Genomic DNA, 18,312 nt, shown 5'->3' with positions numbered 1-18,312 from the left:
TTCCGTCTCAGGGATCGACGAAGATCGTCGCCGGATTCTCCAGCAGCTCCTTGAGCCTCTGCACGAAGACGGCCGCGTCCCATCCGTCGATGACGCGGTGATCGAAGCTGGAGGAGAGGTTCATCATCTTGCAGGGCACGAACTGCGTGCCGTCCCAGAGCGGACGCACCGCGATCTTGTTGACGCCGACGATGGCAACTTCGGGATGGTTGATCACCGGCGTGGTCGCAAGGCCGCCGAGCGCGCCGAGCGAGGTGATGGTGATGGTCGAGCCGGTCAGTTCCTCGCGCGTCGCGGTGCCCTCGCGGGCGCGCTGCGCGAGGCGATTCAGCTCGATGCTGCAATCGCGGAGGTCTCGCGCCTCCACATGCTTCACCACGGGCACGACGAGGCCCGACGGGGTCTGGGTCGCGATGCCGATATGGATGCCGGCATGCTGATGCACGATGCCGGCCTCGTCGTCATAGAGCGCGTTGAGCGCGGGCTGTTCGGCAAGCGCCTTGGCCATGGCACGCATCAGGAACGGCAGCAGCGTCAGCTTGGGATGCTCCGGCGTCGGCTTCCTGTTCAGCGACGCGCGAAGATCCTCCAGCGGCGAGACGTTGACTTCCTCGATGATGGTGATGTGCGGAATGCGTGACTTCGACAGCGCCATCTTCTCGGCAATGCGGCGGCGCAAGCCCACCACCTTGACGTCGGTGATGGCGGTCTTCGGGCTCAGGCCGCGACCGTGGACCGGCGCCGGTCCGCGCGACAGGAAGCCGTCGATGTCCTCGTGGGTGATGCGTCCGGCGGGGCCCGTGCCGTGAACCTGACGCAGGTCGATGCCGGCTTCGCGCGCCTTGAGGCGTATCGCGGGCGAGGCCAGCGGCTTCTCGCCCGGCGCGCGGCGGACCGCAGATGTGGGTGATGGCGGGGTCTCGATCGCCGCGGGGTGAACGCGGGCGGCGGGCTCCGGCCGAGCATCCGGGGCTTCGGCTTTCGTCGCGGCCGGTGGCGCTGGGGCGTCCTTCGCCGGCGCCTCGTCTTTGGGCTCTGCGGCGTCGTCGCCGGCGACCTTGAGCTTCACGAGCGTCGAGCCGATCGCCACGGCTTCGCCGATCTGGGCGCCGATCCAGCTGATCTCGCCAGCGAGCGGCGAGGGAATTTCGACCGAAGCCTTGTCGGTCATCACGGTGGCAAGCAAATCGTCCTCGCGGACGAGATCGCCCAGCTTGACGTGCCATTCGACCAGCTCGGCTTCGGCAATGCCTTCCCCGATGTCCGGAAGCTTGACGCTGCGCTCGCCCATCAGCGTGCCTCCGCGATGTCGCGCAGCGCCTGCCCGAGTCTGATTGGGCCGGGGAAATAGTCCCATTCCTGCGCATGCGGGTAGGGCGTGTCCCAGCCGGTGACGCGCATCACCGGCGCTTCGAGATGATAGAAGCAGTGCTCCTGCACCAGCGCCGTCAGCTCCGCGCCGAAGCCGGAAGTCAGGGTGGCCTCATGCAGTACGATGCAGCGGCCGGTCTTGGCGACCGAAGCCACGATCGTCTCGAGATCGAGCGGAAGCAGGGTGCGCAAGTCGATGACATCGGCATCGACTCCCGTCTCCTCGACGGCGGCGAGAGCGACGTGAACCATGGTGCCGTAGGCAAGGATGGTGACAGCCTCGCCGGCCCGACGCGTCACGGCCTTGCCGAGGGGCGTGGTGTAATGTCCGTCCGGCACTTCGGAGAGCTCGTGCCTCGCCCATGCGGTGACCGGGCGATCGTGATGACCGTCGAACGGGCCGTTGTAGAGCCGCTTGGGCTCCAGAAAAATGACGGGGTCCGGATCCTCGATGGCCGCGATCAGGAGGCCCTTCGCATCATAGGGATTGGACGGCACTACGGTCTTCAGTCCCGCGACATGCGTGAACAGCGCCTCGGGACTCTGGCTGTGGGTTTGTCCGCCGAAAATGCCGCCGCCGGTCGGCATGCGAATGACCAGGGGACAGGTGAAGTCGCCGGCCGAACGATAACGCAAGCGAGCTGCCTCCGAGACGATCTGGTCGTAAGCCGGATACATGTAGTCGGCGAACTGAAGCTCGACGCAGGGGCGTAAGCCGTAGGCGGCCATGCCGATCGCGGTGCCGACGATGCCGCATTCGCTGATCGGCGCGTCGAAACAGCGCGAGACGCCGTACTTCTGCTGCAGGCCCTGCGTGCAGCGGAACACTCCGCCGAAGAAACCGACGTCCTCGCCATAGACCACGACGTCGTCGTTGCGAGCCATCGAGACGTCGAGCGCCGAACGGATTGCCTCGATCATCGTCATGCGCGGCATCGCATCAAACTCCGATCTGCTGGCGCTGGCGCCGCAGATGCGGCGGCAGCTCGGCATAGACATCCTCGAAGATATCGCGCGCCGAGGGCTTGCCGCCGGAATGCAGGGTGCCGAAGGCCTCGGCTTCCTTCTGCGCGGCGATGACGGTGGCAAGAATCTCGGCCTCGGTCTGCTTGTGGCGTTCTTCCGACCAGGCGCCGGCTGCGATGAGATGCTGCTTGAGCCGGATCACGGGATCGCCCAGCGGCCACTCCTCGGATTCGTGCTTCGGCCGGTAGGCGGAAGGATCATCCGACGTCGAATGCGCGCCGGCGCGGTAAGTGACGTATTCGATCAGTGTCGGCCCGAGGTTGAGCCGCGCCCGCTCGATCGCCCATTTTGCGACGGCATAGGTCGCGAGATAGTCGTTGCCGTCAACCCTGAGCGCAGGGATGCCGAAGCCGAGGCCGCGCGCCGCGAAGGTGCCGGAGCCGCCACGCGCGATGCCCTGGAAGGTCGAGATGGCCCACTGGTTGTTGACCACGTTGAGGACGACCGGCGCCTTGTAGGTCGAGGCGAAGACAAGCGCCGCATGGAAATCCGACTCCGCCGTCGAGCCGTCGCCGATCCAGGCGGCGGCAATGCGGTTGTCGCGCTTGATCGCCGACGCCATGGCCCAGCCGACCGCCTGGACGAACTGCGTGGCGAGGTTGCCCGAAATCGAAAAGAAGCCGTGTTTTTTCGAAGAGTACATCACGGGCAATTGCCGGCCCTTTAGCGGATCATGCTCGTTGGAATAAATCTGGCACATCATGTCGACGAGCGGATAGTCATGCGCGATCAGCAGGCCGGCCTGACGGTAGGTCGGGAAGTTCATGTCGTCGGGGCCGAGGGCGATGCGGAACGCGCAGCTCACCGCTTCCTCGCCGGTGTGCTGCATGTAGAAGGATGTCTTGCCCTGCCGTTGCGCCATCTGCATGCGCGCGTCGAACGTGCGCAGGGTCATCATGTGGCGCAGGCCGGCGACCAGCTCGTCCTGGGAGAGGTCCGGCACCCATGGCCCGATTGCCCGGCCCTCGTGATTGAGCACGCGGATGATCGAGTAGGCGAGGTCACGAATCTCCTCGGGGAGCACGTCGACCGGCGGACGCCGGACCGAGCCCGCCTTCGGAATCGAGACGCCGGAGAAATCCGGCTTGCCTCCCGGACGGCTGGCAGGCTCCGGAACGTGAAAATGAAGGGGCGTGGGGCTGGTCATGGCAGCATCAGCTCGTTTGCAGGTCCTGGAGAGACAGGCCGACCGGGGTCCTCGTACGCGAGCTCTTCGACGCGAAGGTCCGTGATCGCCGGATGGCGCGACAACCGTTCCGTCAGGTCCGCGCAGTCGGCCGACGGCTGGACTTCAAGAACCATCCGTATCGTTCGGTTCCCATCGGATCGTGTCGTCATCGCGACCTGGTCGAGGCCGAAGCCGAAACGCGCCGCGTCGAGCACAAGCCGGACGATCCCGTCAAAGGGGTCGGGCGTGGTGGCCATCACGCTGACGCGCCGGGGCTGCTGAGGTTGCATGTCACGTTCTCTCGCGGCCCATGATAATCTCCTGTTTCAAGAAAATTTCCCAAAATTCAGGCAGGTGTGCCAAAATGCCGGAAGGTTTTACTGGCAAAATAAGAAATGACAGAAGGATTTCCCGATGCCCTCCAAGCGCGGCTCTGTCGAGGAGCTTGATCAACTGGATCGCCGGATTCTCTCGGCGCTTTGCGAGGACGGCCGGTTGACGACGAGTGCGCTGGCGGAGCAGGTCGGGCTCTCGAGCTCGCCGTGCTGGACCAGGGTGAAGCGCCTGGAGGAAAACGGCGCCATCGAGAAATATGTCGCGGTGCTCAATCACGCCCATCTCGGCTATAACAACATCGCCTTTGTCGAGATCACGCTGGACAAGCATGACGAGAAGGTGCTCGAGCGCTTCGGCGCCGCCCTGTCGCGCATTCCGGAGGTGATGGAAGCCTATCTGGTGACAGGCGAATACGACTACCTCATCAAGGTCGTAGTGCGGGACACCGATCACTACGAGCGCTTCCTGCGCCAGGCGTTGTACAGGATCCCGGGCATCCGACAGTCGCGAACCACATTCGGCCTGCGCACCCTGAAGCGCCAGATCTCGATCGACCCTTCCAAGGCCGGTCAGCCCTGACATTCGGTTTGACGCCTGCCCGAGGCGCAGAATCACCGCTATGAAAGCGCGAAAGCAAACGGTGGCGGGCATCAGTCCCTCGCCTCCGTCGACACAGGAGTACACCGATGACGAAAGCTGACATCCGATTTCCGGTCGACGGCCGAACCCGAAAGATGTTCGTCGACGGCGCCTGGGTGGAAGCCCGCTCGGGCAAGGTCTTCGAGACGCGCAACCCCGCGACCGGCGAAGTCATCGGTCGCGTGCCGCGTGGCGAAGCGGCCGACATCAACGCAGCGGTTGCCGCGGCCCGTCGCGCCTTCGTCGGACCGTGGAGCCGTTTCAAGCCGTTCGAGCGGCAGGCGCTGCTGCTGCGTATCGCCGACCTGTTCGAGAAGCACTGGGAAGAGATCAGCCAATCCGATACGGCCGATATGGGAATGCCGATCGTCCGGACGCGGGCGAACAAGCTCCGCGTGATCGGCATGCTGCGATACTACGCCGGCATGGCGACCGCGCTCCACGGGCAGACCATCGATAATTCGCTGCCAGGGGATATCGTCTCGTTCACCCGGAAGGAGCCCATCGGCGTCGTCGGTGCCATCATCCCATGGAATGCGCCGACGGCCGCGTCGGTCTGGAAGATCGGACCCGCGCTCGCGACCGGCTGCACCATCGTGCTCAAGCCGTCGGAAGAGGCGCCGCTGACGCCGCTATTGATCGCGGATCTGATGAACGAGGCCGGCGTGCCGCCCGGCGTCGTCAACGTGGTGACCGGGACCGGGGCGGAGGCCGGCGCGCCTCTGGCCGAACATCCCGGTGTCGACAAGATCGTCTTCACCGGCTCCACCGCGACCGGCCAGGCGATCATCCGGGCGTCGGCCGGCAACCTCAAGCGGGTCTCTCTCGAGCTTGGCGGCAAGTCACCGGTCATCGTCTGCGCCGACGCTGATCTCGACAAGGCCGTGCCGATCGCCGCGATGGCCGCGTTCGCCAATTCAGGCCAGATCTGCATTGCCGGCTCGCGCCTGTTTGTGGAGCGTAAAATCCATGATGAACTGGTCGAGCGGCTCGGCAAGTTCGCGTCTGCGCTGAAGATCGGCGATGGCGCGGATCCAACGACGGAGATCGGGCCTCTCGTTTCCCAGCGACAGCTCGACAAGGTCGAGGGCTTCCTGCAAAGCGGTCGCGACGAGGGCGCGAAGGTGGTGGCCGGCGGACGGCGCGCAAAGGAGGGCAGTCTTGCCAAGGGCAACTTCGTCGAGCCGACCGTGTTCGCCGGTGTCTCCGATGAGATGCAGATCGCCCGCGACGAGATTTTCGGCCCGGTCATTTCCGCTCTGCCGTTCGACACTCTCGACGAGGCCGTGGAAAGAGCCAATGCGACGCCCTACGGGCTCGCGGCAGGTGTCTTCACGCGCGACGTCAGCAAGGCGCACGTGATCTCGCGCAGCCTCCGTGCAGGGTCGGTGTGGGTGAACACCTATCACGCAATCGATCCCGCCATGCCGTTCGGCGGCTACAAGATGAGTGGATATGGCCGCGAGGGCGGCACCGAACAGCTCGACGAATATCTGCAGACGAAGGGTGTGTGGATTAAGCTGGACTGACTCGGGGGCAACTGCGGCTAGGGCACTCGTTCGACATGGGCGCGGATCGCCTGCCGCTCGGCATCGATCCAGCCATGCTCGCGGGCCTTGGCCACCATCACCGCGTAGCCCTGGTCCCAGCTTGCATCGTCGGGGCGGCCCGGCAGGGTCGGGACCAGACCGATCGAGACGAGCGCATTGCGATCGTCGAGAAGCGTGATGCCGTTCCAGCTCTGTGTGTCGGTGCGGACTTCGCCGCGCAGCACCAGCTTGAACTTTCTGAAGTCGGATGGCTCGGTCAGACGGACGGCGCCGCCGTCCAGGCATTCGATGATCACGACGCGGCTCCTTCTTGCGCTCTCGACCTAGTTGGTGACGATGCCAGGATCGCCACCAGGGAAGCGGCTAAAGCATGATCCGGAAAAGTGCGAAGCGGTTTTCCGGAAAGATCATGCGTAGACAACAACCTGAAGCGCGATGACGATTCATCCAGATCTCATCGCGCTTTAGGCTTGCGGCAGCGCGCGCAATGCGCCCTGGAAATTGACGAGCGGATCGCCGTTGCCGCCGCGGGTAGCCACGATCCGGCCGATGAAGAGACCGTGCGTGCCGACCACCTGGTGATGATGCAGCACGCATTCCAGCGCGCCGATCGCCGGCTCCAGAAGCGGCACGTCGAGAATGCCTTGCTCCCACGGCGCCGTGGCGAAGCGATCGATGCCCTTGGCGCCGCCAGCGAAGCGCAGCGCCAGATCCTCCTGCCCGCTGCCGAGGAGACTGATCCCGAAGCCGCCGTTGGCGAGGATGGCGGCATGCGTCTCGGAGCTTGAATTGACGCCGACGAGAATGCAGGGCGGGTCCATGCACAGCGAGGTGACGGAGCTGACCGTCAGCCCCCGCCGTGTGGTTTCCGTTCCCGTCGCCACGATGGCGACGCCGCTCGCGAGGTTGCGCATGGCCAGCCGGAATTCGGCGGCTTCGACCGAGCGGAAATCGGTCATTTGAGACATCTGGCATCCCATGGCGTGCCTCCGAACCTCGCGCCTCGCCGGTTGCGCTTACGCCGAAACCGCTTCGCTTGCGACCTTGCCGCGGCCGGATTTCAGTTCTTTCCGGATCGCGGGGATGATCCTGCTGCCCCACAATTCGATCTGGCGCAGCATCGTGCGCTGATCGAAATCGCCGAGCTGGGTCTGCAGCGCGATGTGGGTCGGCTTGAGGATGCTGATCTCTTCCAGCATGCGGTCGATCACCTGGTTGACGCTGCCGACGGGCAGGTTGCTCCGCATCGTCTCAAGGCTTATGTCGTTCGGCCCGGCTTCTTCCTTGATCAGGTAACCGTCGTCGCTCTGGGCGCGCCGGAACTTCAGGCTCTCGGACAGCCGGCGCTGGAAGCGCGCGTTATCCAGATACGACTGGATCTCGCTGTCATTGTCGCTGGCATAGGCGCAGCGCAGGAAACCGAAATGCGTGTCGTCGATCGACCGGCCTTCCTTGGCCGCGATCCCTTCGAGACGTTCACGCAAGGCCTTGATTGCGTCGAGGCCGTTGAGCAGCGCGGTGACGAACAGGTTGTGGTTGTCGCGAATGGCGCGGCCGAGGGTCTCGCCGTGGCCGGACGTGACCCAGATCGGCGGCATCGGTTTCTGCACCGTGCGTACGGCGATCGCGGTCGGCGGCATCTTCAGATGCTCGCCGGAATAGGAGAAGATGCGCTCGCGCATGCCGGCCTGCAGCACGTCGTAGAATTCGGCGAACAGCGCATGCGAATGGTCGAGGTCGACGCCGAAGCGGTCGAACTCGAATTTCTGGTAGCCCGAGCCGATGCCGAGATCGAGGCGGCCGTTCGAGACGGTGTCGGCAAAGCCGATCTCGCCGAGCAGTCGCGCCGGATTGTACAGCGGCAGCACACAGACCGCAGTGCCGAGGCGGATGCGCCTGGTCAGGCCGGCGCAATGCGCGACCATCATCAGCGGCGAGGGGCAGAGGCTGTAATTGTTGAAGTGATGTTCGGCGTACCAGGCCGTATCGAAGCCGGCGTGCTCGGCGGTGACGGTCTGCTCGACGGCGTTGTTGATGACCTGCTGCGAGCTCTGATGATAGCCGCGCTGCTGCGCCAGAATGAATACGCCGAATTCCATCGATTGCTTCCTCCACCTTGGTCGCTCTTGCGACGCGTTCTCATGACGTTAGGGGCTTGAGCATTTTCGAACAATTGACGTAATCTGAGCATGTCCTTTGCAGAATTTGAAAAGATCGATGAATCGCCTCCAGGCCATGGAATTGTTCGTTAGCGCCGTCCGCGAGGGCAGCTTCTCGGCCGCCGGGCGCCGCGTCGGGCTCTCGCCGGCGTCGGTGTCGCGCTATATCGGCGAGCTCGAGGCGCAGCTCGGCGTGCAGCTTCTGAACCGCAGCACGCGCCATCTCGGGTTGACCGATGCCGGCAAGATCTTCTTCCAGCGGACCGAGCAGGTGCTGCACGGCATCGAGGATGCCGAAGCCGCCGCGCTCGCCCTCCAGACTGCGCCGCGCGGAACGCTGCGGGTGCATTCGCGGACGCTGTTCGGCATCAAGGTGCTGTCGCCGCTGATCCCGGGCTTTCAGAAGCTCTATCCGGAATTGAAGGTGGAGCTGCGCCTGTCCGAGCGGCGTCCCCAGCTTCGCGAGGATGAATTCGACGTCGACTTCCAGATCCAGGCGGCGAAGGACCCGGCCCTCATGCAGCGAAGACTGCTGAGGAGCGAGCGGATTCTCGTGGCTTCACCGGACTATGTCGCCCGGATGCCGAAATTGCGCGAGCCGGAGGACATTACCCGCCACAATTGCCTGACCTACTGGATGGGGCCGGACGACGTGGTCTGGAAGTTCATGCACAGAAACAGGCTGCGCGAGATCGTCGTGCCGTCGTCGTTCAGCAGCAACAACGGGGTCGTGCTTTGCGATCTCGCCGCCGGCGGGCACGGCATCGCCCTGCTGGATGATTACACCGTAGCAGAGGATTTGAAGCGTGGCCGCTTGATACGTCTGCTGCCGGGCCTCCGGGTGACGAATTCCACCTTCGACGAGGGCATGTACGCGACGTTTCTCCAGAGCAGCTATCTGCCGGAAAAGATCAGAGTGTTCGTGGACTACATGGCGGAGAACGTGCCGAAGCAGGTCAAGAGATCGACGCGGTAGTGGAGAGCCCCGTCAGTCCGCGCCAAATTTGTGCGCCGGCAGTCCGCGAACGCCGAGGCCCTCGATGGCGAACAGGCCGCCGGCATCGGGGTGGTCGTCCCTGAGAGCGTGGCTGCGTGAAATCGACGTCACGTAGAGAATGTCGAGATCGGGGCCGCCGAAGGTCACGCTGGTCGGATGACGGACCGGCATGTCGATCGTTCGCACGATCCTTCCGTCCGGCGCAAACCGCGCGATCTTGCCGATGCGCACGAGCACGGACCAGAGATGACCATCCGCATCGACTGTTGCGCCGTCGCAGCCGGATCCTTGCGCCTCCGTATCGACGAAGGCGCGCTTGTTCGCGAGGGGGCCATCCGCCCGGTAGTCATAGGCCCAGATGATCCGCCTTGCGCTGTCGGCGATGTAGAAGGTGCGGCCGTCCGGGCTGAAGCATGGTCCGTTGCTCACGGCAAGGTCCGTCTCCAGCAGTTGCAGCGAGCCCGATGCGTCCAGCCGATAGAGGCCGCCGAGCGGTGCCTCATCCGGGGCGCGGTCGCCATGCATCGTGCCCGCCAGGAAGCGGCCATGCGGATCGGCCTTGCCGTCGTTGAGCCGCACCTTCGGGTGGTCGAGCCCGATCGACGGGCCTTCGGTCAGCGCGCGCTTGTCGAAATCGTAAGCCGCAAATCCGTTGCGCAAGGCCAGGACCGCGCCGCCGTCGCCTCGCAGTGCCAGCGAGCCGATCGGCGCGGGCACAGTGAACTGCTCGGCTGCAGCGCTGACGGGATCGAGCGCATGGATCGATCCGGCCAGAGAATCGATCCAGTAGAGGCGCTGCCGGCGCTCGTCCCAGACCGGGCTCTCGCCAAGCTGGTCCCTGGTCGTGCCGATGCGCCTGATGCGGATTGCGCTCATGGTTCCTTCCGCGGGAATCGCCGGGCTTGACCGATCGGTCGGTGAAAACCTAGTTTCATTCTAAAGACTCTACTGGCTGACGAATGGATTGCGGAGTTCATGACTGAACTGTCAACGATGAAGGATGGCGCTGCGAACCAGGCCGAGGCCTCGGACCGCGTGCTGCAGATCCTTGCCGAGGCCGGGCGGCTGTTCGCCAGCAAGGGCTTCGAGGGTACATCGATGCGCGACATCGCGCTCGCCTGCGGCATCTCCAAGTCGCTGCTCTATCATCACTTCTCCAACAAGGACGAAATCTACGCGCGTGTCGCGGTCGGCTCGACCCTTGAACTCTATTTGTTCGTGCGCGATCGCATCCCTGACGGGCCGCCGTCGCAGAAGATCCGCGCGTTCATGGTCGCCACGGCGGAATATTTCCGGCGTTACCGCTGGGCCTGGATCGCCTCGACGACCGCCTTCTGGAACGACCCCGATCGCCACCGGCACAAGGAACGGCTGACGCGGCGCGACCGCTTCGAGAATTTTCTGCGTGGCCTGATCCAGGAAGCGATCGATGCCGGCGAGATCCGCAAGGTCGATGTTCCCATGACCGGGCGGCTGATCCTGTCCTCGCTCAACTGGATGCATCGCTGGTACAATCCCAACAAGTCCGCGACCCCCGAGCAGATCGCCGACATCTTCTTCGACATGATCTTCAACGGCCTGCGAAGCGGCGAGCTTGTCGAGCTTCCGACGGCGGAGCCGCCCAAGGCAGGCCGGCGCAAATCGCGCTGACCAGCGGGGGCAGCCACGCCTCATTCCAGAACGATGTTTTGCGCCTTGATCACCGGCCCCCAGAGCGCCGCGTCCTTGGTCAATTGGGCGTCGAGCCGTTCCGGCGCGCCGGTATCCACCATCAGGCCATCGGTCTCGAGCTGCTTTGCGATCTCCGGCTTCTGCATCGCGGCGTTGGCCGCCGCGTTCAGCCGTGCGACAACGTCGCGCGGCGTGCCGGCCGGCGCGTGCAGCGCGGTCCAGAACGAGGCCGTGAGGTCGGGATAGCCGGATTCCGCCAGCGTCGGGATCTCCTGGAGGGTCGCCATGCGCTTTTCCGATGAGACCGTGAGGATGCGGAGCTGACCGCCGCGCGCATGCTCGATCACGGCAGCGGGCGTTGCGAAATTGAGGTCGCATTCTCCCGACAGCGTCTCCATGATGGAGGCCGGATTGTTGCGATAGGCAACCTCGGTGACGGCAAACCCCATCGACTTGCCCATCATGATCCCGAACAAATGCGTGACGCTGCCCGGACCGAGCGTGGCGTAGAACAGCGGCTTGTCGCGGCCCTTGGCGTAGGCGACGAAGCTCTTGACGTCGGTGGCTGGCGTGCGCGCGTTCACGGTGAGCGACAGCGGCCCGTTGCAGAGCATGGCGACGGAGGCAAAGTCCTCGAGCTTATAGGGCAGGTTCTTGCGCAACAGCACGTTCAGCGAGATCGGCCCGGTGCCGCCGGCGAGCAGGACCGATCCGTCCTTCGGCGCCCGTGCGACGTATTGTGATCCGACGATGCCGTTGGCGCCCGGCTTGTTGTCGACCAGGACCGGCTGGTCCAGGCTTTCCGCCATGGCTTTTGCGATCGAGCGCATCAGGCTGTCGATCGAGCCGCCCGGTGCATAGGGCACGATGATGAAGATCTGCGACGCGCGCGCCCGGACGATTGCAGGCGCGCCAAGCGGCGCGGCGAGGGCGCCGGCGATCAGAGCTGTCGCCCGGCGTCGGCTGATCCTGGGCATGGAAATCCTCCTCAAGGTCGTTCTTGCTTGCGGCGAAATCTAATGGCTGACCGATCGGTCGGTCAATAGGACGACAAGAGGATATTGCAAGCGGCTTCAGTTGGTGTTATCAGCGCCAAAAGCTGACCGATCGGTCAGGCGTAGCGATACGACCACAAGCAAGACGAACAGAAGCTCAAGGAGGAAGCCATGTCAGGAGATATCGTCACCCTCGAAGTGTCCGACAACATTGCGCTGGTGACGCTGAACCGGCCTCCGGTGAACGCGCTCGACCGTGCCATGCGCGACCGCATCGTGGCGGTGTTCGACGAGATTTCCGAGCGCCAGGACGTCAGAGTCGCGATCCTGACCGGCGCCGGAAAAGTGTTCTGCAGCGGCGCAGATCTGAAGGACCGGCCGGACCCGACCAAGATCGGCGCGTTTCACAGCCACAACCGGATCACGCGCGAGACCGGCAACTGCATCCGCGAATGTTCGAAGCCGGTCATTGCGGCGATCAACGGCGTCGCGCTCGGAGCAGGCGTCGGCCTGATGGCCTCCTGCGACATCTTCTACGCCTGCGAGGAAGCCGTCTTCGGTATGCCCGAGATCAACGTGGGTCTCGCCGGCGGTGCTGCGATGTTGAACACGCTGTTCGGCCGCTCCCTGATGCGCCGGATGTTCTTCACCGGCTATCGCGTGCCGGCCGCCGAGCTCTATCGTCTCGGCATCATCGAGGCCTGCACGACCAAGGAGAACCTGCTTCCGGAAGCGATGAAGCTCGCGCGCGAGATCGCCTCGAAGAGCCCGATCGCGATGGAGTACGCCAAGAACGCGGCGAACATGGTCGAGCTGATGCCGCCGCGCGATGCCTACCGCTTCGAGCAGAACATCACGATGGCCCTGTCCAAGACCGAGGACGCCAAGGAAGCGCGCATGGCGTTCCTGGAGAAGCGCGCGCCGGTGTTCAAGGGGCGCTGAGATGCGGCCGGGAGAAGGTCTCGACGCGCTGATGTCGCCGCGTTCGATCGCGGTCATCGGCGCCTCGCAGGAAGCGACCAAGATCGGCGGGCGGCCCGTCGATCTGCTGCGTCGCCACGGCTATGTCGGCCGCATCTATCCGGTCAATCCCAAGGCCGCGACGGTGCAGGGGCTGCAGGCCTACGCCTCCGTCGCTGATCTGCCGGAGGCGCCTGACCTCGCCATCGTTGCGGTCGATGCGGAGCGCGCGGGCGAGGCCGTGGAGCAGTGCGCTTCCCGCGGCGTCCGCAGCGTCGTCGTCTTCTCGTCAGGCTTCGCCGAGCTCGGCGAGCAGGGCCGCGCCATGCAGGACCGGCTCCGCGTTGCCGCGCGGAGCAGCGGCATGCGCCTGCTGGGGCCGAACTGCCTCGGCGCGGTCAGCATCGCCGAGAAGAGCATCGCGACGTTCTCGATCGTGCTCGAGCACGGCATGCCGGCCGCCGGTTCGCTCGGCATCGTGTCGCAGAGCGGCAATCTCGGCAGCTACACCATGCGCCTTGCCAGCGAGCGCGGCGTCGGCGTCAGCCGCTTCATCACCACCGGCAACGAGTGCGACATCGACGTTGCCGATGGCATTGCCTGGATGGCGCGCGATCCCGCCACCAAGGTGATCCTGTGCTGCCTCGAGGCCTGCCGCGACGCCGGCCGCCTGATCGCCGCGCTGGAAGAGGCGCGCGATGCCGGCAAGCCCGTCATCGCCATGAAGATCGGCACATCGGCGGCAGGCCAGGCCGCAGCCGCCTCGCACACCGGCGCTATGGCGGGATCGGATGCCGTGTTCGACGCGCTGTTTGCCCGTTGCGGCGCGGTACGTGTGCGCAGCATCGACGAGCTGATCGATCTCGGTCATGCTGCATCGATCCTGCTGCCGGACCGGTTGCCGAAGGGGCCGGGCATCGCAATTCTCACGGCGTCGGGCGGCTTCGGCGTGCTGCTCGCGGACGCCGCGCAGTCGGTCGGGCTGACCTTGCCGGAGCTCGGCGAGGAGACGCAGCGCCAAATCCTGGAGCTGGTGCCCTTTGCGTCGGCTCGCAACCCGGTCGATGCCACCGCGCAGATGTCGAGCCGTCCTGATCTCCTGGAGAAGATCATGACCGCCGTCGTCGCGGACGAGCGCACCGACACGGTGATCCTGCCGCTGCCGTTCTCGCTGCACCTGCCGCGCTTGCGCTCGATCTACATGGACACGCTGCGCAACATGCGCGCGCAATTTCCGCACCGTCCGATCGTCCTGTGCGTCGACGGCCCGGAGGACGCGCTGACCGAGCTGCACGCGCTGGGATTCCCGACGATCGAAAGCTTCGACGGCTGTTGTGCGACCGTTGCCGCATTGGTGCGGTTGCAGGCCGCGGCGCAGCGACCGCAGGACAAGCCCGCTGCGGTGGCGCAAGCAACGCCGCTTGCCGCCGCCGCCTTCCGCCACGAGCTTGGCGCCAAGCACGCGCTTGCTGACGCCGGCGTTCCGGTGCTGGCCGAACGTCTGGTCCAGGATGCGGACGCCGCCGCGCGTGCCGCCACCGAGATCGGCTATCCCGTGGTGCTGAAAATCGCCTCACCCGATCTGCCGCACAAGACGGAAGCGGGTGGCGTGGTCGTGGGCCTCAGCTCGGAAGCCGACGTCCGGCGCGCTTATGCGCAGATGCGCGACCGCGTCGCCACCAAGGCACCAAACGCTGCGATCGATGGTGTAATCGTGGCGCCGATGGCCAAGGGTGTCGCCGAGCTGATCCTCGGCAGCCGCATCGACCCCGTGTTCGGGCCGGTGGTGATGGTCGGTCTCGGCGGCATCTTCGCGGAGATCCTGCAGGACTCCGCGGTGCAGATGGCGCCGGTCAGCGAGACGCAGGCCATGGCGATGCTGAAATCGCTGAAGGCCTTCGCCGTGCTCGATGGCGCGCGCGGGCGGCCGCGCGCCGACCTCGACGCCGCGGCGCAGGCCGTCGCTGCGTTGTCCCGCTTTGCCGCCGCGCATGCCGACACGATCGCCGAAATCGACGTCAACCCGCTGCTGCTCCGCGCCAGGGGCGAGGGCGCCGTGGCGCTCGATGCGCTGCTGATCCCGCACGGACAGCGGCAGGTCCAAGGTCACTGAACTCAACGACAAGAGGCTGCAGAAGCAGGCCCAGAGGAAACGCGTAGAAAAAGGAGGATGACATGAGGGGATGGACGATTGCGGCGCTCGGCATGATGGCCTTGCTGTTCGCACACGCGCCGCTGTCGGCACAGGGCGTCTCGGGCGACGTCGTCAGGATCGGCATCATGAACGACCAGAACGGTCCCTACGCCGACAATTGCGGTCTCGGTTCGGTCGCGGCCGCCAAGCTCGCGGTCGCCGATTTCGGCGGAACGGTTGGCGGCAAGAAGATCGAGCTCGTCATTGCCGACGACCAGAACAAGCCCGATGTGGGCGTTGCCATTGCCATGCGTTGGGTCGACAATGAAGGTGTCGATGCCATCGTCGGCTGCTCGGCCTCCTCGATCGCGCTTGCGGTGCAGGAGATTATGAAGAACCGCAAGAAGCCCTACATGCTGGCCGGCACGGCGGGCTCGTTCTTCACCAACGACAAATGCTCGCCGATGACCACGCAATGGGTGGTCGACACCTACGCGCAGCCAAAGGCGACGGTGAAAGCGCTGCTCGCGCAGGGCGTCGATAGCTGGTTCTTCCTGACCGTCGACTACGCCTTCGGCAAGGCCTGGCAGGCCGATGCGACCAACTTCATCAAGGCGGGCGGCGGCAAGGTGGTCGGCTCGGTGCTGCATCCGCTGAATGCGTCGGATCTGTCCTCGTTCCTGCTGACGGCACAGGCCAGCGGCGCCAAGGCGATCGCACTCGCCAACTCCGGCTCTGATTTCGCCAATACGATCAAGCAGGCGCAGGAGTTCGGGCTGACCAAGTCGCAACTGCTCGTCCCGCTCGGTCTCATGATCAGCCAGACCCACGGGATCGGCCTGAAGGATCTCCAGAACGTGCGGCTGACGACGCCGTTCTACTGGGACATGACGCCGGAGAGCCGGGCCTTCGCCAAGCGATATGCCGAGGCGACCAATGGTCAGCTGCTCAACGAGGGCAAATCGGCCACTTACAGTGCCATCACGCATTACCTCAAGGCGGTCGCCACCACCGGTTCCGATGATGGCGATGCCGTGATGCGGCAGATGAAGAACACGCCGGTCAATGATTTCGAGATGAAGAACGTCGCGATCAGGGCCGACGGCCAGGTGATGCGTCCGCTCTACGTCGCGCGGATCAAGACGCCGGCGGAATCCAAATACACCTACGATTATTACGAGATCACCGGCACGATCGCACCCGAGGATGCGTGGCGGCCGGCCTCGGAGAGCGCCTGCGACCTTCTCAAAGTCGCAGTGAAGAACGAATAGCCGGCAGGACATGACGGCACGTATGGCGAAAGCGGGAAGCAGGCGATGAGTGTACTTGAAGCGGTATCGACCAAATCCATCGCGGGCGAGAACCTGACGGGCGAAGCCTATCGCGATGCGATGCATCGCTGGCTGCATGCCAATCTGCCTGCCAGCTTCCGCAGCGACAGCGCCGCGTTCGCGTCGCCCACGCTGCAGCAGTCTGTTGCCTGGGAGGCGGCGATGTACCGCGCCGGCCTCACCGGCATCACCTGGCCGCAGGCCTATGGCGGGCATGGTCGCTCCTTGCGCGAACATCTCATCGCCAATCAGGAGATCGGCCGGCTGGCGATGCCGGAGAGCGTCAATTCGATCGGCAAGGAGCTCGCCGGCCCGATCATCCTGGCGGTCGGCACCGAAGAGCAGAAGCGCCGCTTCCTGCCCGCGATCCTCGAGATGCGCAACATCTGGTGCCAGGGTTTTTCCGAACCCGAGGCCGGCTCCGATCTTGCGGGCCTGCGCACGCGTGCGACGCGGGACGGTGACGGCTGGCGCATCAACGGCCAGAAGATCTGGACCAGCGGCGCCTATCGCGCGCAGCGCTGTCTCGTGCTCGCTCGCACCGGACCGCTGGAGGATCGCCATCGCGGCCTTGCCATGTTCGCGGTGCCGCTCGATGCCAAGGGCGTGCGCGTGCGTACCATCAAGTCGATCGACGGTCGCGAAAGCTTTTGCGAGGTCTTCTTCGACGAGGTCGAGGTCGCCCAGCAAGACGCGATCGGCGCGCCCGACGAGGGCTGGGCCGCGGCCATCCGCGTGCTGGAGATCGAGCGGGCGACCAACCGCATGTATCGCGCCTGGCGCTTCGAGAACGAGCTGCGCCATCTGATCTCGGCCTGCAAGGCCGACACGGCGCTGTCGGCGATGGTTGCGGACCGGCACTACGCGGTCAGGCTCGGCGAGGTCGCCGTCGAGATCGAGGTGCTGAAGGCGCATGTCGAGACCGCCGTCGAGGCGCTCGCGAGCGGCGACAAGATCGGGGCGCGCGGCAGTCTTGCGAAGCTCTATTGGAGCGAGTCGCATCAGCGCTTTTCCGCGCTCGCGATCGAATTGCTGTCGCAGTCATCGCTGCCGCAGAATCCCGCGGTCAAGGTGGCGCGGCGACGGTTCGAAGCCATCTACCTGCAGGCGCGCGCCGAGACGATCTATGCCGGCACGACCGAGATCCAGCTCGGCATCATCGCCGACCGCATCCTCCAGCTGTCGCGAGGCAAATAGTGGCCTCCCAGGGCAAGGTCGGGGGCCTGCTGCACGATCGTCTGGTCGTGGTGACTGGGGCGGGCCAGGGGATCGGACGTGCCATCGCGCTCGGCGTCGCGGCCGCCGGGGCGAGGGTGGTCCTGACCGATCTGCGCCAGGACCGCGCAGAGTCCGCCGCTCGCGAGATAAGGGACGGAGGCACAGAGGCGGCCGCCTATTCCCTCGATGTGACGGATGCGGAGGCCTGTCGTGATGTGGCGAAGCGTGTCGACGAGGAGATCGGCCTCGCCGACGTGATCGTCAACAATGCCGGCATCATCATCCGCGAGCCGATCGACAGCCCGCGCGCCCACGAGAACTGGCGCCAGGTCTTCGACGTCAATGTCAACGGCACCTTCAACGTGGTGCATGCCTTCATCCCTGCGCTGCGCAAGACACACGGGGCCATCATCAATGTCGCCTCGGTCGCGGCCTTTGGCGGCATGAATGGTGCGCTCGGCTATTCGCCGTCCAAGGGGGCGGTGAGGTTGTTCACGCAGGCGCTCGCCCGCGATCTCGCGCCTGATGGCATCCGGGTCAACGCCGTCGCGCCCGGCATCATCGCGACCGAGATGAGCGAGATCACGCGCGACAATCCGGCGCGGCTGTCCGGGCTGATGGCGCGCACGCCGATGAAGCGTGTGGGACAGCCCGACGAGATCGCGGGGCCGGTGATCTTTCTGGCATCGGCGATGGCATCCTATGTCAACGGCGTCATCCTGCCGGTCGACGGCGGTTATCTCGCCTAGTGAACGAA

18 protein-coding genes are annotated in these 18,312 nt (G+C 65.1%); 9 read left to right on the top strand and 9 right to left on the bottom strand.

The window, feature by feature from the left end; translation table 11 throughout:
• Positions 1-7 precede the first annotated feature (7 nt).
• Genes XH79_RS38475 through XH79_RS38460 form a run of 4 tightly spaced genes read right to left on the bottom strand, consistent with a single transcriptional unit; the run spans position 8 to position 3,855 of the window.
• The gene (locus XH79_RS38475) at positions 8-1,291 is read right to left on the bottom strand and encodes a dihydrolipoamide acetyltransferase family protein (RefSeq protein WP_212337907.1); all 1,284 of its coding nucleotides are present in this window, start codon (positions 1,289-1,291) and stop codon (positions 8-10) included.
• On the bottom strand, positions 1,291-2,307 hold the full coding sequence (locus XH79_RS38470; protein ID WP_212337908.1) for an alpha-ketoacid dehydrogenase subunit beta: 1,017 nt from the start codon (positions 2,305-2,307) through the stop codon (positions 1,291-1,293). Before XH79_RS38470 ends, XH79_RS38475 begins: the two co-directional genes overlap by 1 nt.
• Before the next feature lie 4 nt (positions 2,308-2,311).
• Positions 2,312-3,544, bottom strand: coding sequence for a 3-methyl-2-oxobutanoate dehydrogenase (2-methylpropanoyl-transferring) subunit alpha (locus XH79_RS38465; protein ID WP_018642593.1), 1,233 nt, complete (start codon positions 3,542-3,544; stop codon positions 2,312-2,314).
• Complete coding sequence (locus XH79_RS38460; RefSeq protein ID WP_271585069.1) at positions 3,541-3,855, bottom strand: hypothetical protein; 315 nt, start codon at positions 3,853-3,855, stop codon at positions 3,541-3,543. The genes XH79_RS38465 and XH79_RS38460 overlap by 4 nt, the downstream gene beginning before the upstream one ends.
• 124 nt (positions 3,856-3,979) lie before the next feature.
• On the opposite strand from XH79_RS38460, the gene XH79_RS38455 reads away from it, so the two are divergent.
• Together XH79_RS38455 and XH79_RS38450 are read left to right on the top strand one after the other, a co-directional pair.
• Entirely contained in the window at positions 3,980-4,480 is a 501-nt protein-coding gene (locus XH79_RS38455) for an Lrp/AsnC family transcriptional regulator (RefSeq protein WP_271585068.1), read from the top strand.
• 107 nt (positions 4,481-4,587) lie between these two features.
• Positions 4,588-6,069 (top strand): aldehyde dehydrogenase family protein, encoded by a 1,482-nt coding sequence (locus XH79_RS38450; protein WP_271585067.1) that lies wholly within the window; start codon positions 4,588-4,590, stop codon positions 6,067-6,069.
• A gap of 17 nt (positions 6,070-6,086) precedes the next feature.
• On the opposite strand, the gene XH79_RS38445 is transcribed toward XH79_RS38450, so the two are convergent.
• The 3 genes from XH79_RS38445 to XH79_RS38435 form a co-directional block, all read right to left on the bottom strand.
• On the bottom strand, positions 6,087-6,386 hold the full coding sequence (locus XH79_RS38445) for a hypothetical protein (RefSeq protein ID WP_271585066.1): 300 nt from the start codon (positions 6,384-6,386) through the stop codon (positions 6,087-6,089).
• 168 nt (positions 6,387-6,554) lie between these two features.
• A complete protein-coding gene (locus XH79_RS38440) occupies positions 6,555-7,058 on the bottom strand; it encodes a flavin reductase family protein (protein ID WP_271585065.1) in 504 nt (167 codons plus the stop codon).
• Between the two features lie 48 nt (positions 7,059-7,106).
• The gene (locus XH79_RS38435) at positions 7,107-8,189 is read right to left on the bottom strand and encodes an LLM class flavin-dependent oxidoreductase (RefSeq protein WP_271585064.1); all 1,083 of its coding nucleotides are present in this window, start codon (positions 8,187-8,189) and stop codon (positions 7,107-7,109) included.
• A gap of 118 nt (positions 8,190-8,307) precedes the next feature.
• Here XH79_RS38435 and XH79_RS38430 point away from each other — a divergent pair, with 118 nt between their 5' ends.
• Complete coding sequence (locus XH79_RS38430; protein ID WP_271585063.1) at positions 8,308-9,225, top strand: LysR family transcriptional regulator; 918 nt, start codon at positions 8,308-8,310, stop codon at positions 9,223-9,225.
• Positions 9,226-9,237: 12 nt separating this feature from the next.
• On the opposite strand, the gene XH79_RS38425 is transcribed toward XH79_RS38430, so the two are convergent.
• Complete coding sequence (locus XH79_RS38425) at positions 9,238-10,122, bottom strand: SMP-30/gluconolactonase/LRE family protein (RefSeq protein ID WP_271585062.1); 885 nt, start codon at positions 10,120-10,122, stop codon at positions 9,238-9,240.
• A 99-nt stretch (positions 10,123-10,221) separates the two neighbouring features.
• On the opposite strand from XH79_RS38425, the gene XH79_RS38420 reads away from it, so the two are divergent.
• Positions 10,222-10,896: a TetR/AcrR family transcriptional regulator gene (locus XH79_RS38420; protein WP_271585061.1), complete on the top strand. Its 675-nt coding sequence runs from the start codon at positions 10,222-10,224 to the stop codon at positions 10,894-10,896.
• 20 nt (positions 10,897-10,916) lie between these two features.
• On the opposite strand, the gene XH79_RS38415 is transcribed toward XH79_RS38420, so the two are convergent.
• Positions 10,917-11,894, bottom strand: coding sequence for a tripartite tricarboxylate transporter substrate binding protein (locus XH79_RS38415; RefSeq protein ID WP_271585060.1), 978 nt, complete (start codon positions 11,892-11,894; stop codon positions 10,917-10,919).
• A 189-nt stretch (positions 11,895-12,083) separates the two neighbouring features.
• Between XH79_RS38415 and XH79_RS38410 the strand changes: the two genes are divergently transcribed.
• The 5 genes from XH79_RS38410 to XH79_RS38390 all read left to right on the top strand — a co-directional run bounded on the left by XH79_RS38410 (position 12,084) and on the right by XH79_RS38390 (position 18,304).
• Entirely contained in the window at positions 12,084-12,854 is a 771-nt protein-coding gene (locus XH79_RS38410) for an enoyl-CoA hydratase/isomerase family protein (RefSeq protein WP_271585059.1), read from the top strand.
• A gap of 1 nt (position 12,855) precedes the next feature.
• On the top strand, positions 12,856-14,985 hold the full coding sequence (locus tag XH79_RS38405) for an acetate--CoA ligase family protein (RefSeq protein WP_271585058.1): 2,130 nt from the start codon (positions 12,856-12,858) through the stop codon (positions 14,983-14,985).
• Between the two features lie 62 nt (positions 14,986-15,047).
• On the top strand, positions 15,048-16,277 hold the full coding sequence (locus tag XH79_RS38400) for an ABC transporter substrate-binding protein (protein ID WP_271585057.1): 1,230 nt from the start codon (positions 15,048-15,050) through the stop codon (positions 16,275-16,277).
• 45 nt (positions 16,278-16,322) lie between these two features.
• Positions 16,323-17,534 carry an acyl-CoA dehydrogenase gene (locus XH79_RS38395; RefSeq protein WP_271585056.1) on the top strand — a complete coding sequence of 404 codons (1,212 nt, stop codon included), beginning with the start codon at positions 16,323-16,325 and terminating at the stop codon, positions 17,532-17,534.
• Positions 17,534-18,304: an SDR family oxidoreductase gene (locus XH79_RS38390; RefSeq protein WP_271585055.1), complete on the top strand. Its 771-nt coding sequence runs from the start codon at positions 17,534-17,536 to the stop codon at positions 18,302-18,304. The genes XH79_RS38395 and XH79_RS38390 overlap by 1 nt, the downstream gene beginning before the upstream one ends.
• Positions 18,305-18,312 lie beyond the last annotated feature (8 nt).

It is taken from the genome of Bradyrhizobium sp. CCBAU 45389 (assembly GCF_028128625.1).
GTDB lineage: Bacteria > Pseudomonadota > Alphaproteobacteria > Rhizobiales > Xanthobacteraceae > Bradyrhizobium > Bradyrhizobium liaoningense_B.
Note: the sequence above shows the minus strand (reverse complement) of the source record. Positions and strands in the feature narration are given on the sequence as shown.

Excerpts from the sequence above, each read along its gene's own strand:
- XH79_RS38475 (WP_212337907.1), bottom strand. The coding sequence starts at position 1,291 with ATGGGCGAGCGCAGCGTCAAGCTTCCGGACATCGGGGAAGGCATTGCC.
- XH79_RS38470 (WP_212337908.1), bottom strand. The coding sequence starts at position 2,307 with ATGCCGCGCATGACGATGATCGAGGCAATCCGTTCGGCGCTCGACGTC.
- XH79_RS38465 (WP_018642593.1), bottom strand. The coding sequence starts at position 3,544 with ATGACCAGCCCCACGCCCCTTCATTTTCACGTTCCGGAGCCTGCCAGC.
- XH79_RS38460 (WP_271585069.1), bottom strand. The coding sequence starts at position 3,855 with ATGCAACCTCAGCAGCCCCGGCGCGTCAGCGTGATGGCCACCACGCCC.
- XH79_RS38455 (WP_271585068.1), top strand. The coding sequence starts at position 3,980 with ATGCCCTCCAAGCGCGGCTCTGTCGAGGAGCTTGATCAACTGGATCGC.
- XH79_RS38450 (WP_271585067.1), top strand. The coding sequence starts at position 4,588 with ATGACGAAAGCTGACATCCGATTTCCGGTCGACGGCCGAACCCGAAAG.
- XH79_RS38440 (WP_271585065.1), bottom strand. The coding sequence starts at position 7,058 with ATGTCTCAAATGACCGATTTCCGCTCGGTCGAAGCCGCCGAATTCCGG.
- XH79_RS38435 (WP_271585064.1), bottom strand. The coding sequence starts at position 8,189 with ATGGAATTCGGCGTATTCATTCTGGCGCAGCAGCGCGGCTATCATCAG.
- XH79_RS38430 (WP_271585063.1), top strand. The coding sequence starts at position 8,308 with ATGAATCGCCTCCAGGCCATGGAATTGTTCGTTAGCGCCGTCCGCGAG.
- XH79_RS38425 (WP_271585062.1), bottom strand. The coding sequence starts at position 10,122 with ATGAGCGCAATCCGCATCAGGCGCATCGGCACGACCAGGGACCAGCTT.
- XH79_RS38420 (WP_271585061.1), top strand. The coding sequence starts at position 10,222 with ATGACTGAACTGTCAACGATGAAGGATGGCGCTGCGAACCAGGCCGAG.
- XH79_RS38415 (WP_271585060.1), bottom strand. The coding sequence starts at position 11,894 with ATGCCCAGGATCAGCCGACGCCGGGCGACAGCTCTGATCGCCGGCGCC.
- XH79_RS38410 (WP_271585059.1), top strand. The coding sequence starts at position 12,084 with ATGTCAGGAGATATCGTCACCCTCGAAGTGTCCGACAACATTGCGCTG.
- XH79_RS38405 (WP_271585058.1), top strand. The coding sequence starts at position 12,856 with ATGCGGCCGGGAGAAGGTCTCGACGCGCTGATGTCGCCGCGTTCGATC.
- XH79_RS38400 (WP_271585057.1), top strand. The coding sequence starts at position 15,048 with ATGAGGGGATGGACGATTGCGGCGCTCGGCATGATGGCCTTGCTGTTC.
- XH79_RS38395 (WP_271585056.1), top strand. The coding sequence starts at position 16,323 with ATGAGTGTACTTGAAGCGGTATCGACCAAATCCATCGCGGGCGAGAAC.